Annotated in this window: 12 protein-coding genes; 6 read left to right on the plus strand and 6 right to left on the minus strand. The window is 52.9% G+C overall.

The features are described from left to right. Nucleotides 1–642: 642 nt before the first annotated feature. The 4 genes from PHLH3_RS10170 to PHLH3_RS10185 form a co-directional block, all read right to left on the minus strand. On the minus strand, nt 643–1,791 hold the full coding sequence (locus tag PHLH3_RS10170; protein WP_213629090.1) for a hypothetical protein: 1,149 nt from the start codon (nt 1,789–1,791) through the stop codon (nt 643–645). Between the two features lie 22 nt (nt 1,792–1,813). Next, the gene (locus PHLH3_RS10175; RefSeq protein WP_213629091.1) at nt 1,814–2,050 is read right to left on the minus strand and encodes an AlpA family transcriptional regulator; all 237 of its coding nucleotides are present in this window, start codon (nt 2,048–2,050) and stop codon (nt 1,814–1,816) included. Nucleotides 2,051–2,117: 67 nt separating this feature from the next. Continuing rightward, entirely contained in the window at nt 2,118–2,795 is a 678-nt protein-coding gene (locus PHLH3_RS10180; RefSeq protein ID WP_213629092.1) for a hypothetical protein, read from the minus strand. A gap of 22 nt (nt 2,796–2,817) precedes the next feature. Further along, nucleotides 2,818–4,191: a site-specific integrase gene (locus tag PHLH3_RS10185; protein ID WP_213629093.1), complete on the minus strand. Its 1,374-nt coding sequence runs from the start codon at nt 4,189–4,191 to the stop codon at nt 2,818–2,820. 355 nt (nt 4,192–4,546) lie between these two features. Here PHLH3_RS10185 and PHLH3_RS10190 point away from each other — a divergent pair, with 355 nt between their 5' ends. The 3 genes from PHLH3_RS10190 (at nt 4,547) to PHLH3_RS10200 (ending at nt 6,533) form a co-directional block, all read left to right on the plus strand. Beyond that, nucleotides 4,547–5,173, plus strand: coding sequence for a hypothetical protein (locus PHLH3_RS10190; RefSeq protein WP_213629094.1), 627 nt, complete (start codon nt 4,547–4,549; stop codon nt 5,171–5,173). 53 nt (nt 5,174–5,226) lie between these two features. After that, nucleotides 5,227–6,000 (plus strand): DUF429 domain-containing protein, encoded by a 774-nt coding sequence (locus PHLH3_RS10195; RefSeq protein ID WP_213629095.1) that lies wholly within the window; start codon nt 5,227–5,229, stop codon nt 5,998–6,000. Nucleotides 6,001–6,089: 89 nt separating this feature from the next. After that, nucleotides 6,090–6,533, plus strand: a complete 444-nt coding sequence (locus tag PHLH3_RS10200) for a hypothetical protein (RefSeq protein WP_213629096.1) — start codon at nt 6,090–6,092, stop codon at nt 6,531–6,533. A gap of 30 nt (nt 6,534–6,563) precedes the next feature. Here PHLH3_RS10200 and PHLH3_RS10205 read toward each other — a convergent pair whose 3' ends face one another. Together PHLH3_RS10205 and PHLH3_RS10210 are read right to left on the minus strand one after the other, a co-directional pair. Next, nucleotides 6,564–8,432, minus strand: a complete 1,869-nt coding sequence (locus PHLH3_RS10205) for a DUF2075 domain-containing protein (protein ID WP_213629097.1) — start codon at nt 8,430–8,432, stop codon at nt 6,564–6,566. 28 nt (nt 8,433–8,460) lie between these two features. Continuing rightward, a complete protein-coding gene (locus PHLH3_RS10210) occupies nt 8,461–8,829 on the minus strand; it encodes a nucleotide pyrophosphohydrolase (protein WP_160481011.1) in 369 nt (122 codons plus the stop codon). Nucleotides 8,830–9,131: 302 nt separating this feature from the next. Between PHLH3_RS10210 and PHLH3_RS10215 the strand changes: the two genes are divergently transcribed. The 3 genes from PHLH3_RS10215 (at nt 9,132) to PHLH3_RS10225 (ending at nt 13,460) form a co-directional block, all read left to right on the plus strand. Continuing rightward, nucleotides 9,132–10,271, plus strand: coding sequence for a DUF3883 domain-containing protein (locus PHLH3_RS10215; RefSeq protein ID WP_213629098.1), 1,140 nt, complete (start codon nt 9,132–9,134; stop codon nt 10,269–10,271). Between the two features lie 190 nt (nt 10,272–10,461). After that, a complete protein-coding gene (locus PHLH3_RS10220) occupies nt 10,462–11,241 on the plus strand; it encodes a DUF1837 domain-containing protein (RefSeq protein ID WP_213629099.1) in 780 nt (259 codons plus the stop codon). Next, nucleotides 11,238–13,460, plus strand: coding sequence for a DEAD/DEAH box helicase (locus tag PHLH3_RS10225; protein ID WP_213629100.1), 2,223 nt, complete (start codon nt 11,238–11,240; stop codon nt 13,458–13,460). Before PHLH3_RS10220 ends, PHLH3_RS10225 begins: the two co-directional genes overlap by 4 nt. Nucleotides 13,461–13,597: the final 137 nt, after the last annotated feature.

Here is a 13,597-nt window from a genome sequence, read left to right on the forward strand (position 1 = left end):
CGGTCATCGATAGCCTTGCGGTCACATCAAGAATGCTGAGGTGCTTTGCTTTAGTGTGGGTGCGCTTGTTGACGGTTGTTTGGCCCAGCTCTGGTGGTGGGCGTATCTGTGTAAGGTTAATTTTGCTGCGTTTGTTGGTTCAAACTGAGGAGTACGTGCTGAGAGAGGGTTCTTACACTTAACATTTACACGGCGAATTCTTTAACTTGGGATGAACAATATTTAACTTGAAATATGTGTAAGGTTGGTGGTTGAGGTGGCTGCCCTTTTAGGGTTGACTAGGGTCAGATATGTTCGCGGCGTCTAAGACTTTAACGAATGCTGTTTTTGCTGTGCGCGTTATGATCTATCGCTGAGTAATAGTTGAAGTGTTCCGGTATCCTAGCTGGCGTCCGAAGCTTCAACGCTTGTCGATTGGCTTTCAGGGGCAGCCGGGTTTGGGAATGAATCGACACCAAGACAGGAATGAGAGCGCTGGCACTGTAGTCGCAGACGTGTCGCTGTTTCTGAGTTTTTGCGACACGTCATATAGTCATGTCGCTGGCAGCGACACGTTTTTATAGATTCAGGCGGCCGGAGTGAAACAAGCTGCAGGCAGGACGCCGGCTTCAGAAACCGGCGTATCTAGCTCAAGCTTCAGCACTACACCTTCAAACAGAGCTCTTCGGTGTTCGCCCATTTCCCGACCCCGGGAAGCCCTCTATAGCGCTCTATAAGCGTTTCTGAGGGTTCGGGAGTATTACTGATGCGTATCTCCGGAATTATGCTTATAACGCGTTCTACGGGCGTTCTACTGAATGTGCTAAGGGCTGTCGACGCTGCGCGAAGTTTTTCGAACAGCTCAAGCCTGAATTGATCCGGGCTCTGTCTTGCCAAGCGTTTGTAGATCCGTGTCTGTTGCCCACGCTTTCGCTGCATTTCTTTCCGATACTCACGGTGCTGATCGATGATCCGGAGCAGTTGGGGGCAGGAGGGGGCACTGACATTTGGGCGTATAAGATCGTCAAGGCTGGCTTTGAGTGCTTCAACGCTCGGGAGATGTCTAAGCCAGTACATGACTTCATCATAGAGTTCTTCCCCAGCCCGGCTTGCCGAGTTCGTTGCAAACCTGGCCTTTCCGCTGATCTGGTTATCCCGTCTGAGTGTCTTGCAGCAGTAGCTGGCCCAGCGCCCGGGGTGGTCTATCGGTTTGAGGAAAACGGCTTGATTCCCGGCCACCTCTACGTAGTCGGGAGCGAAAATGAGCTTCAAGGAAGCTCTCAGCGCCGGCACCTGATCAGGATGGATCTTCAAGGCAGCATGGAAGTGTAATCCGGGATTGCAACCCTGCCGATCAGCTGCATCTTCAAGTACGGCAGCGATTTCAGACGAGACTTCCGGGAGCCCTCGGATCTTCCTGCCGATATAGTCTGCTGCTCCACGAGATGCCTTCTTAGCGTGGGAAGCAGAGATGGGGCCGAGATTGCAGGAAACAGCGAATGAATTTCCCATCCTACCGACGGCAGCCATGTTGAAGACCTGCCTCAGGTCCTCTGGTAGGCGACTCCATCTAGGTAGTTTTAGGCTTTGGAAGATTTCAGCAGCGGATCGGCTGTTGTTAAAAATCTCGATCCTCAGCTCCAGTAGTCTTTCCTTCTCCTCTTCAGTCAGTGAGTAACTAGGTAGATAGTTATCTATAACTACGAGCTTCTGGTGGCGTAGGTACAGATCGATCAGAACCCCAGTATTTACTGGGGTTTGACGGTATCTGCGTGTCTTGCTGGGGTGGGGTGAACGGTACAATGTGTGCATGGCTTGCGTGCGTCGCATCGATTTAGTTGGTGTGCATCTGAGCGGCTGCGAGCCGTTCTTTTTGCCACTGTTCGATTGCCTGAGAGTCCCAAGCCACGGCACGCAACCCGAGCTTCACAGAAGCGGGAAAGTTACCTGCCTTCATCAGGTTATAGATATGTGAGCGCTTGAAGCCGGTCAGTTCCTCGACCTGGGGTAGGCGGAGGAACCGGCGGGGATAACTAACGGCTGACTGAGTAGGCATGGAATGGATGTTCATCGAGGAATCCTTAGCGCATAGCGCAGGTTGGTTTCTCGCTCAATACAACCTTGCGACGCGGCAGATGTCATTCCATTTGGATTTCCTGCAAATCCAACCGGATTTTTGTCCCCACTGGCCGTTCTAACTCGTCCGCTGCTTTACGCGCCCGATTCGCGTCTGCGAAAAGGTTGCGTAGGTTCGTAGCTCCGAGGCCGAGTATGCCTTTGTACTTTTCCTCAATGGCCGCAACGATAGATTGCTGGTTGTGCCTTGGGCGGGAGTCGTCCTTCAGCATTTCTATAAGCTCGGATATCACTACCAAGTGATTCGCGTGCGGAGGTGGCGAGGATGTCAATGGTGCACTTCCAGATGACGTAATCGCTTTTTCCAGCTCTGTTCGCCTGAAAAGGAGACGCAGGGAGCTTCGCTTGGCTGAAAGCTCCCATTCAACTTGGAGTAGCCGAGATGCCGCAGGGTCCGGGGCGTCAAACACATCGCCAAGCAGGTAAAGCGTAGTGTCGTCAGCCCCATGCAGCGCGTCCTCGGGGTTGAGAACCAGATACTCACCAACACCATACACGGAGGCTCGGCTATCCAGCTCTTCGCCCTCAGTCATCCTGAGGCGTACATAAACCTGGAAGAGCTTCAGTTCCGTGCAATAGCCGGCCAGATCTTCCATGGTGAGCTTAGGATCATGCTTTCGCAGTAGGGCAAGCGCCTGTTTTGGAGTTAGCCACTCGGCTTCTGCTAGGAGACGGGACATTGGATGAATCACCCTTGATGGATTATGCGAGTTTCAGCGTCACGACGTTGGAGCAGTCTTCGCTCGTCAGTCGATGGAGGTGAGTTCCAAGCTTTTGCCAGGCTTCGGCCATTTCTGCGGCATAGCTATGGCGCTGGTAGATGCGCTTCACCTTGTTCTCTTCGGTGTGATTCAGGCAGCGCTCTGCTACCTCCGGCAGGACGCCCATCATCGTCATGAGGGTGGCCCCGGTTCGCCTAAGGTCATGCGGAGTCCACTTGCCACCTTGTAGGAGGAGGGCATGTGCCATCGCGCTACGGTTGCTCATGACCTTCTGGTCCGGCCTCCGTTGCCTGTCGCCGATCTGTTTGGTAACAGTCTTCGGGCAGACTGGTCCGCTACCGTCGGTGTTCGGATAACACCAGGGAGAGGACCCGGTGATCTCACGAAGTTGCTGGAACTTCTGCGCCGTGAATTCCGAAAGCGTTATCAGATGGGCCTTCTTGTTTTTGCTGTTTTGAGCCGGGATCAGCCAGGTGCGCTTATTCAGGTCGACGTGCTCCCATCGTGCAGCCAGTAGCTCTCCGATACGGCAGCATGTTGAAAGGGCAATCCAGATTGCGGCTTGTGAGGTGATCAGAAGACCGGCAGCCGGCACTTGGTTCGCCAAGGCACGGATCTCGTCCTCGCTCAGCACTCGATCACGTTCGACATCCTTGCCGCCTATTTTTGCTTTTCGGATGCTGGCCGTTGGGTCGCTATCGATAAGGTCGCGATCCACCGCGAAGCGGAACATCTGGCGCATCAGCGAGAAGATCAGCTTCGCCATGCGGTTGACCCCCCGGGACAGAAGCTTGTCCGTCACTTCCGTGATGTGCCCCTTTCTGACGTCCTCGACGGCCAGGTGACCAATCAGAGGCAGCACATCCTTGTTGAACATGCGGCGCACCTCGGCGCCGCTGTCCTTTCGGTTGATCAGATCGACACGTGCCCAATGGTCGAAAAGCTCAGATACCGTTTTGCGGGCAGCTTGGCGGGCTAATGCAGCTTCGGATGCTGCCTTTTCTGCTTCGAGCCTGGCGATCTCGGCGTCTCTTGCAGCCTTGCGGGCAGCTTCTTCGGCTTCGAGATGCTCGCGTACGTCTGTAACTCCGCTCAGGTATAGCTCTGTCAGCTCCCGGGCACGTTGACGGGCAGCCTTGAGCGTCAGCCCTGAGGTGCCATCCCGGTCATAGGAGCCAATTGGAAGGCGCACCCTAGTCCCGGTTGAGTCGGTGTAGCGGTAGTAAAAGAGACGCTCGCCGTTTGGTCTGATACGGGCCATGAAGCGGCCGTGACCTTTGGGCGCGGATTCGTTGAGCCAGATGTCCCGAGGGCCGGGCTTAATGCTCATCTGTCGGTCTGTGATGTCTGCCATTTCGTCGTCCTTATCGGTGCTACATCCGGTGACCGTTTGTGCGTGGATTCGGACGCAGGCTACAAGACGACAGTGGAAGCTAAAATAAGGCATTATTGTATAGGAAACAACAAGTTACGCTTTTTAGGCGGTTCTCCTTGGGTTGTGCTGGATGAGCTTTCACCAGTATGGGGTGCAAGGGGTCGAGTGTTCGAATCACTCCGTCCCGACCATATTTAGAGAAAGGCCCAAGTCGAAAGACTTGGGCCTTTTTCGTTTTCCCTCTTTCTATCCCTGGCTGCGCCTCGATAAAGCAGCGCCGTCGGATAGCGTGTTGCCCGAGCGCAACTCGGCTTCAATACATAAGGACATGAGAATGCGCATAGCCGCTTTGTTTCTGACTGCCGCGATACTTGCCGGTTGTTCCGGCATTCCTTCCGAGCCCTATGTCGAACCCACCCAGCAAGAAAACACCGCTCGGGTGCGGGTCATCACCAACTCCTCGGTTTTCGGAGACAGCATCCAAGGCAGCTGCGCTCCCGCCCTTCGCCATAAGATGGCCGAGGCTGGGCGCTTCTCGGAAGCAGGACATCCCAGTATCAATTATCCGCAGTTTCCTCTGAAGCCCATCAGTTTGGGCATGCCGGATCGGGTAGCTCCCAAGTTGGTCCAGTACGTCGGGGCCGTGCGCATGGGGGAAGGTTTGTATACCGAGATCGTTACCGAATACCGCGTCAGGGCTGACTTGCCTTTTCAGGTAGCGACCTTGGGTGCGGCCGTCGGTAGTCTTGGAAGCACCTACTCCACATGCCCTGCGCAAGCCAAGGTATTCCAGCTGGAGCCGGGGCAAGATTATGAGCTGTTTGTAGGGGTTGGTATCCGGGGAGAGCAGCTCGCATGTGGTTTTGGCATGTACCACCTGATGACATTCGGTAAGTCGCCTATGGTTGTGCCGTTCCCACTCGAGGCCACCGAGGCGCCGCAGGCACTCTGCAAAAACTGACTCACATCTCACTCAATCTGCACCTCATTCGAGATCGCGCAAGGGAGTGTTCAATGCCTACAGGCGAAGCCCCGCCCACTTCAGCATCACCGCTCTTCATCGGCTGGGATGTCGGCGGCTGGAACTGCGACAAGAACCCCGCAAGTCGCGATGCCCTGGTCGTGCTCGATGCCGAGCGCCAACTCCTCGGCAAGCCATGGCGAGGCAATCTACGTCGGTGCATCAACCAGGCGGCTGATACCCATGAGTTCATCGCCCGGCTGCTTGATCTCTGCGAGCTTGATGCTGCCTCCTTCGCCAGCGCTCCCGTGGTGCTGGCTATTGATACGCCACTGGGTCTCTCCATCGCCTTCATCGAGCTGGTAGCGCAGGGCAGGGCGGTCGGTTCGATTGAGGGCTCGTCCAGCAACCCCTACCTGTTCCGCCACACTGAGCGCTTTCTCTTCGAAAGAGGGCTTACTCCGCTGTCCGCGATCAAAGACATGATCGGCAGCCAGGCCACCAAAGGCATGCATGTGCTCGCCCGTTTCGCACCGACCGTGAAGAGCTGTGGTGTGTGGACCGACAGCCAGCGGCTGCACGCCATCGAGGCCTACCCAGCAGCCTGCAGGCGCTCTGCTGTCATGCGTGCACTGCTGGAGGAGTACGCGCCGCTGCAACTCGATCACATCGACCAACGCGACGCATTGGTCTGCGCTCTCATCGCTTGGGTGTTCCATTTCCAGCCGGAATTGCTGGCGCAGCCCGGCTCGGAAGCGCCCGAAAGAGAGGGGTGGATATTCGTTCCAGCAGATGGACTTACGATCGACTCGACCCGCGCTGTGTAGCTCGTCGGATTCGTCTCTTCTGGTTTGCGGGGCTCGGGATGCGGGCCTAGATTTTTTGGCTATCCGTTGTTTCACCCAGGGAGATAGCCATGCCGGACCGGCAGATCGCACAAACGGCACTGGACGCATTCGTTCAGGGGAAATCCCAGTTCACACTGAGCAAAACCACCTTCTGTGCCCTTGTCGCACATACAGGCGATGGCAAGGTGGTCGTCGTGATAGCAACCGCGGGTTCCTCCGCTGCGGGCATCTCTCAAACGGATGTGGACCGGGTGGAGATAGCGGTTGGGAACGACGTCATCGTCATCCCAGCCGCAGTGCCGGATGACTTCGAGTGGGAGCACATCAATGACGCCGAGCGCCAGGCTCTCCGCTTCGTCGATGGCAGGTACAAGGAAACGGGCGACCTGTGGCAGATAAAGGTTGTGCAAGCTAGCCGTCCGATATGCAGCGAGTGCCGCATCTCACTGGGAGCCAGAGCCATCAAGGTCGGCGGCAATCCCAATATCGCGTGTCACAGTTCCGCAACCTGAATTGCGTATTCGCCATAGGAATGCGGAGGCTCAGTCAGAGCCTCCCACCAACCGCCCCCGCAAATACTCCGCCGTCTCCGCATCCGTACAGAACACATAGCACCCCTTCATCCCGCGCGTCATGAGAGTGCGGTAGGTGTTCTTGATGATCAGGTCCGTCTCCTGGCGGGCCAGGTCCGGGTGCTCCTTCATCAGCTTCTTGTAGCCACGGATCGACTTGTCGTGTTTATCGCGCTGGTCCGGCGCGGTGATCACCTGGCCGTTCCTCACTACAAGATCGGGTCCGATGATCACACCGATGTAATCCACCTCCAGCCCCTGGCAGGTATGGATGCAGCCCACCTGTTCGATCGAATTCTCCGCGATGATCCAGAGGCTGCCGTCCTGATCGAGGTTCCACTGCCGACGGTAGTTCTCGCCGATGACGATATCGTCCGCGCTCGGGTCCTTCTTGCTGCGCCAGGGCCAGCAGTAACCTGCTACCACACGGGCCTTGTTGTCGGCGTTCCTTGCCTCTACCGCAGCATGCAGCGCTTCCGGTGTATCGAACACCTTGAATTCATACTCGCTGCCATCGAGTTGCTGGTTGGCGGTCGGGCGAATGCCCAACACATCGTCCAGCCATGCCAGGTAGCCGTCCGAGCCACTGCAGCGGAACTGCGAAGCCAGGTTGTATTCCTCAACCAATGCGCCTTTGGCCTTGGCGAACTCGCGGATGGACTGCTTGCTACCGATGTCGCTCAGCGTCACCCGCTGGTCTTCATCGATGAAGAAGATGGCGCACTTCGATGAGTCGATCAGCTCCTTGATCTGGTTTTCGCCCAGGTTGCCGTACAGGCCGCTCTTCTCATTGAGGCGGTGCGCCTCGTCGACTATCAGCATGTCGAAGGTGTTCGGCTCGGTATCGATGAACGCGCCCGAACCCGTGAACATGTGCGAAAAGCGGCTACGCGTGATTGAGCCCACCAGCTTCGACTCATACACCTTGCGGGGCGCCGCATTCTTCGAAACGTATTTCCCCACCAAGCCTAATGACGTGAGCTGAACCAGCAGATTGATCGCCAGCACCGTCTTGCCCGTCCCCGGGCCGCCCTCGATGATCAGCACCCGGGGTTGCTGCTCGGAAGCCACCTTGGCTGCTGCAATCGCCGCTTCGTAGACCTCTTTCTGATCATCGATCAGCACGAACTCCGCCTGCTGGGCCAGCAACCCCTTGAGCGAGTCGGCTAGCGCCTTGGATGGGCGGATGCGCCCATTCGCCAACTCGTAGAGCACCTCTTTCGAGTCGCCGAAGCGGATGTGCTTCTTGATGAAGGCCCGTAGCCGCTCCAGCTCGTCCTTGCCCTTCAGGAAGAGCGGAGCCTTGTCCATGTAGCCCTGGTAATGGGGCGAGTCGATCACCCCGTCACGCACATAGTTGTGCAGGCACGCGCAGGGGCGCACCGCGATGCTCTTCTCGTAGACCGCTTCGTTGAAGCCCTCCAGCAGCGAGGCATAGGACCAGGCCTGATAGGAGGGGTGAACCACTTCCCGCAGCCCATTACCGAGTGCGGTCTTCACGATGGCATCCTTGCCGGTCGCCACCGCCTTCTCCCACTGCTTCAGCTCCACGAGCACGGCATGCTTGGTACCGGCATCGTCATGGCCGGTCAGGGTGAAGTCGATGCGCTTGGACGATTGGGGGATGTGCAGCTCGATGGCGAGCCCCGCGCTGTCAGGCACGCCCTCGTCCCGCAGCACCTTGGCCATATAGCCCAGTGAATGCTTCCAGGAATTGATTTCCGAGGCGGCCACCTTCTTGCCCGTGGCCGACTTGAAATGCTGATGGATCACGTCCTCGATATCGTCGTTGTCGTGGTCCTGCAGAAACTGTCTCTTCGTCGCTTCGTAAACGATCAACTGATGTCTTCCCTGGCAACGCCCACTCTCAGAGCTGGTCGTATTTCTTGCTCGTATCCCTGGCTTTCTCCACCGGGTACTTCTCGCCGTTTCGTTGCAGCTTTTGCTGCGCTGCCGCGTTCAAATCAACATCCAGAACCGATGCCAGCCGCACCAGGTACATCAGCACGTCGGCCAGTTCTTCGCGCACCGCCTGGGCCGTGTCTGGGTGGCGCGCGGCACCCCGTGAAGCCTCCTCGGTCATCCACTGGAAGATCTCGGTGAGCTCGCCCACCTCTCCACTCAGCGCCATCGCCAGGTTCTTGGGGGAATGGAACTGCTCCCAGTTGCGGTCGTCGGCGAACTGCTTGAGCGCAGTGGCCAGCCCGGTGACATCGACCAGCGGGGCAGGGGGCATTGAGGTATTCGTCACAGCGGTATCCCATCGTTCATGAACGCGACCGGCGAACCGGATCGCTCAGCCCGACACGATACGTCCTTCAGACAAGATGAAAAAGATTGTAAGCACTCGCCGGTAGACCTTAGTAGTGGCCGCACATGCCAAAAGGCCATTATTTTAAGCAAAACCATTGATATAGAAGGCTTGCACAGTGATCTGGCAGAGGCGGACGCAAGGTATCCGAGCACTTTCGTACTTGATTTCGTGTAGGACAACGATGAAAGATGTGGGAAATCTCCTACAGCAAGGATGCGTAGTCGGTGCCCCAACTCTCCCTTCTCAAGAGCCCCGCAGCCGTTCAGGCCGCTCTGGATGAATTCGCGCAACTGGGGCGCACTGCCTTCCTTCAGCGCTATGGCTACGGAAAGTCCAGGGACTATCTGGTCCGCAATCCCCGTAACGGCGAACACTGCGACTCCAAAGCCATCGCCGGCGTCGCCTTCGGCAAACAGTTCCCCAACCAAGGCCCGCTGAAGGCGGAGGACTTCTCAGGCGGTGAGGCCACCGTCGTCCCGTTGCTGCAGTCCCTGGGCTATGAAGTGATCCGTATCGGTGAGGATTGGTCCGAGCACGAAGTGCACTCCACCGTCACCGACTACTTCGAAATGCTGCGGCTCGAGGCCGATGGTCTGGCCTACAAGAAAACCGACCACAACGAAGCGCTGCGCAAGCAGCTCAACGGCCGCAGCAAGGCATCCGTCGAGCTCAAACACCAGAACATCAGCGCGGTACTCGCCGGCTTGGGGCTTCCCTTCATTGCCGGTTACAAGCCACGTGGCAACAGTCAGCTGTTGCTGCGCAAGTCCGTCCAGGAATACATCACCCGCCACCACGCCTTGGTGGGCAAGATCGTCGACGCGCTGGAAGAGGTGAAAACCCCAGCGCAGAAGACCTATTCAGCCGTGCTGGTGGAGTCCCCTCGAAAGGAGGAGCGCCAGCCGCTTGTAGTCCCAGGCCAGAGCCGCCAGCGCTTACCACGCAAACTCGACTACGCCGCCCGGGACGAAGCCAACCGCAAGCTGGGCAGAACGGGTGAGCAATGGGTCATCGGTTATGAACAGCACCGCTTGTTCGAAGCGGGCCATCCCGAACTGTTCCAGCGCCTGGAGTGGATTGCGGATACCCGGGGCGATGGCGCGGGCTACGACATCCTCTCCTTCGAGAACGAAGAGAAGCATCGCTTCATCGAGGTGAAGGCCACCAACGGTGGTATCGCCACCTCATTCGTGATCAGCCACAACGAGCTGGAGTTTTCCCAGGAGATGGAGGAGCAGTTCTGTCTGTATCGGGTGTTTCAGCTTGGGAGCGATCCGAGGTTGTTCATTCTGAGGGGGGATTTGTCAGAGCAACTTCATCTGAAATCGATGGATTTTAGGGCGAGCTTTCTACGTACATTCTGAGTTTAATTGAGTAATGAATATAAGCTCTATGCGGTTTGAAAGCGAGTGTCTCGGCGGGATTTGGTTGTTTGATTTTGTCGATTATTTTTAGGGTTAATGTTATGCAAAGCTTAGAAAATCTAAGGCCGTATGTTCAGAATCAAATATTTAAGTTGGAAACGGTCGGGGGGATATTTTTCAGAATCTTCATTTGGATTATGAGGGGAAAGTATACCGTGAGCGAGAATTAGGGAGGTTGATAAAAGACTCAGTGGAATATTTCGCTCTTACTCCGAATGAGTTTGAGGATTTCAGTTCTTCAGGGAATCTTATTGAGGCCAGGCGCACAGCTTGGGGGCGCATTTCTGAGGCTAGGAAAAATAAAAAAGGGGACTATGGTGAGCTTCTCCTTTTCTTAGCCCTTTATTTTTTCTACCCAGCCAGTCCGCAAAGATTCGTCACCAAGGTGAGGCTTAGAAGTTCTGTCAAAGAGCAGATAAAGGGTTTTGACTGTGCACATTTTACAATTGAAAATGATGACGTGTGTTTGTGGCTAGGGGAAGCTAAATTTCATAATTCGATCAGTAATGCAATCGCCGATGCTTTCAAGTCCATAGAGGATCATCTGCAACTGGATTATCTAAGGGGTGAATTTAAAATTCTTGGATCAAATATAGAGGCTAATAGAGGTATTTCTCCTGAGTATTTAAAAAAACTCCAAGCTGTATTTAAAGGTCGATCTATAAATAGTGTTAAGATAAAAATACCCGTTTTGTTAACTTATGATTGTAAGGTTGTTGGGGGTAATGATTCTGTAAGTGATATTTTTCGTGATGAGCTTAGAGGTAATTTAGAAAAGCTAAAAACGCGTATTTCTGCGAAGGTGCCTGTCCTGCCGGATAATGTGTCTTTAGTATTCATACTGTTTCCTTTTAAATCTGTTGATGTTGTTAAGAGCTACTTGGAGAATGCTGAGGATGTGATGAAATGAATTTTATTTTTGACACTCCAGAGGCGCGAGCGCTAGCTATTTCTAAGGCTGAATTTTTTACTAAGGAGATCTTGTCTGGCAATGAAATCTTAGCAGATGAAGCTTTGGAGGCTGCGAATTTACTTCTGTCATACTCCACTGAAGAAAGTGAAATAAATGCAGCCTTGGCGGTAATCTGCCATGTCGCGGAGAAGAGTTCTCTTAACGAGCTGGAGGTGACGCTACTCCATGACTGTATTGATGCCTCTCGGAATTTTCTGTACTTAGATATGCTGGGCCGGAGAAGCGCCGAGTGGAAGCAGTCGCTGAGCTACTTTGCGGAGTTTAGAAGGGCTGTTTACACTACTGAGTATGGAACTACTCTTACAAGGCAGCAGAAACAAATTATTGATAAGTTTCGAGAGGTAAGAAGGCTAGTCGTTAGTGCTCCAACCTCGTTTGGCAAGACAATGGCCATTCAAGAGATAATACTCCAAATGCATTACAGGTCGGTAGCCATTATTATGCCGACTATTGCGCTTATGGCTGAAACGGTTGCTAAATTCAAAAGCAATCTGAACTTTTCAAGATTTGAAGTTATAAATAATACCTCCGGATCAAGTGATAATCCCAATAAAATATATGTCTTGACGCCTGAGAAATTAGACCTGCTTCTTGAAGAAGACGCAGAATTGAAGTTCGATTTTTTTGCAATGGATGAAATCTACAAAATTCAAGATGACTTGGATAGAAGAGCTGTCTTCTCGAGTGTTTTGTATAGTCTTGTAAGCTCTGGTGCTGATTTTTATTTGATTGGACCATACTTCAAGAGGTTTAGCGAAAGGTTCCTTGATAAGACAAAGTCTGCCTTTCTTAGATACTCAACGGAAATTGTACAGAAAGAAGTTCACGATCTATCGGGCATCCCAGTCGGTGAGAAGGTTCGATTCGGGAATAAATATTTCAATAAGGCCGCGACTGATGAGACAAATATTAAGAGAATAGCGGGTGCTCTTGAGGAGCAGAAGATTTTTTATTACAAGGACACTCGTGGCGTTGAGACGATCGCAAAGAAACTTAGCGAATATAGTGCGCTGGATTGCTCTAGTAGGGTGGCGGAGCTCGTAGATTATATTTCTGAGAGCATATCTGATAAATGGAGTCTTATTGGCTATCTAAAGAAAGGAGTTGCATTTCATCATGGAGCAATGCCGAGGCATATTCAGGGTGAGATAGTCGAATTTTTTAATGCTGAGAAAATTAACTCTTTGGTTTGCACTACAACTCTAACGGAGGGTGTAAATACAACTGCAAAAAATGTAATTATTTTGAGTAATAAAAAAGGGACTGAGAATCTGACGGGATTCGATTATAAAAATATTAAAGGTCGTGCAGGTAGATTTCTCCATCACTTCACGGGGCGAGTCGTTAATCTAGTAGATGTCCCGGAAGATGAAAAGGATGAAGTGTTATTTCATTATTTCGATAGCGATGAGCTTGCGACTGATGAGGTTTTGAGGATACGTGACGGGGATTTGACAGAGGAGCACAGAAAAACTAAAGAACTTATTACTCATGAGCTGAACGTCTCTAAGATTCCTCTTTCTCTCGTTAAGGGTAACAAATATATACCGATAGAAAAGCAGATGGCGCTTATTGCTGTTCTGCGTGCAAATTATGCTTTGGTGGATGATATATATTTTTCGGGAAGTTATCCTGAGAAAAAAGTGCTGGATACTATTCTTCAGCTGTGTCATATGTATCTTTTTTCTCAAAAAGAGCATTCTGATAAGAGTTTTAACATATTTGAGTTAAGTAGGTTGGTGAAATATCACGTATACCATCATCCTTCTATCAAGCAGATGATATCCGCACAGTCAGGAAAAAGTGAGGATACTAGAATTCGGAATGCTTTTAAGTTGATAGCTAGATATTTTGAGTTTTCCCTTCCCAAATACTTGGTTTGCTTCGCAAGTCTATATAATTTTGTTGCAAGGGAGATGGGTAAAAAAGAAATATCTCTTTCTTGGGTAATTACTCTTCTCCAGTATGGGTTTGAAAGCCCTCAGGCGATAGCACTGAAAGACTCAGGAGTGCCTTCGGATATTGTTGCAAAACTTGAGGAAGGGTTGAGTGACTGTACAAGTATCGAAGAGATAAGGGTAAGGATTAGACTGCGGCCGAAGATTCTGGAGAAACTATCTAGCTTTGAGCGAAAGATACTAGAGAAACATATTTGATATTAAAGAACTACAGAATGTGGACCGATAACAACTCCTACGCTCCATTGAGGTCTGTCCGGCGTCCTGCAGGCATTTTGCGGTCATGCATGAGTTGCTGGAAGAGTAAGCGGCGTTGCAAGTGGCCACATTGATTA

Origin of the sequence: Pseudomonas sp. Pc102, assembly GCF_018408275.1 — a bacterium.
Taxonomy (GTDB): Bacteria; Pseudomonadota; Gammaproteobacteria; order Pseudomonadales; family Pseudomonadaceae; genus Metapseudomonas; species Metapseudomonas tohonis.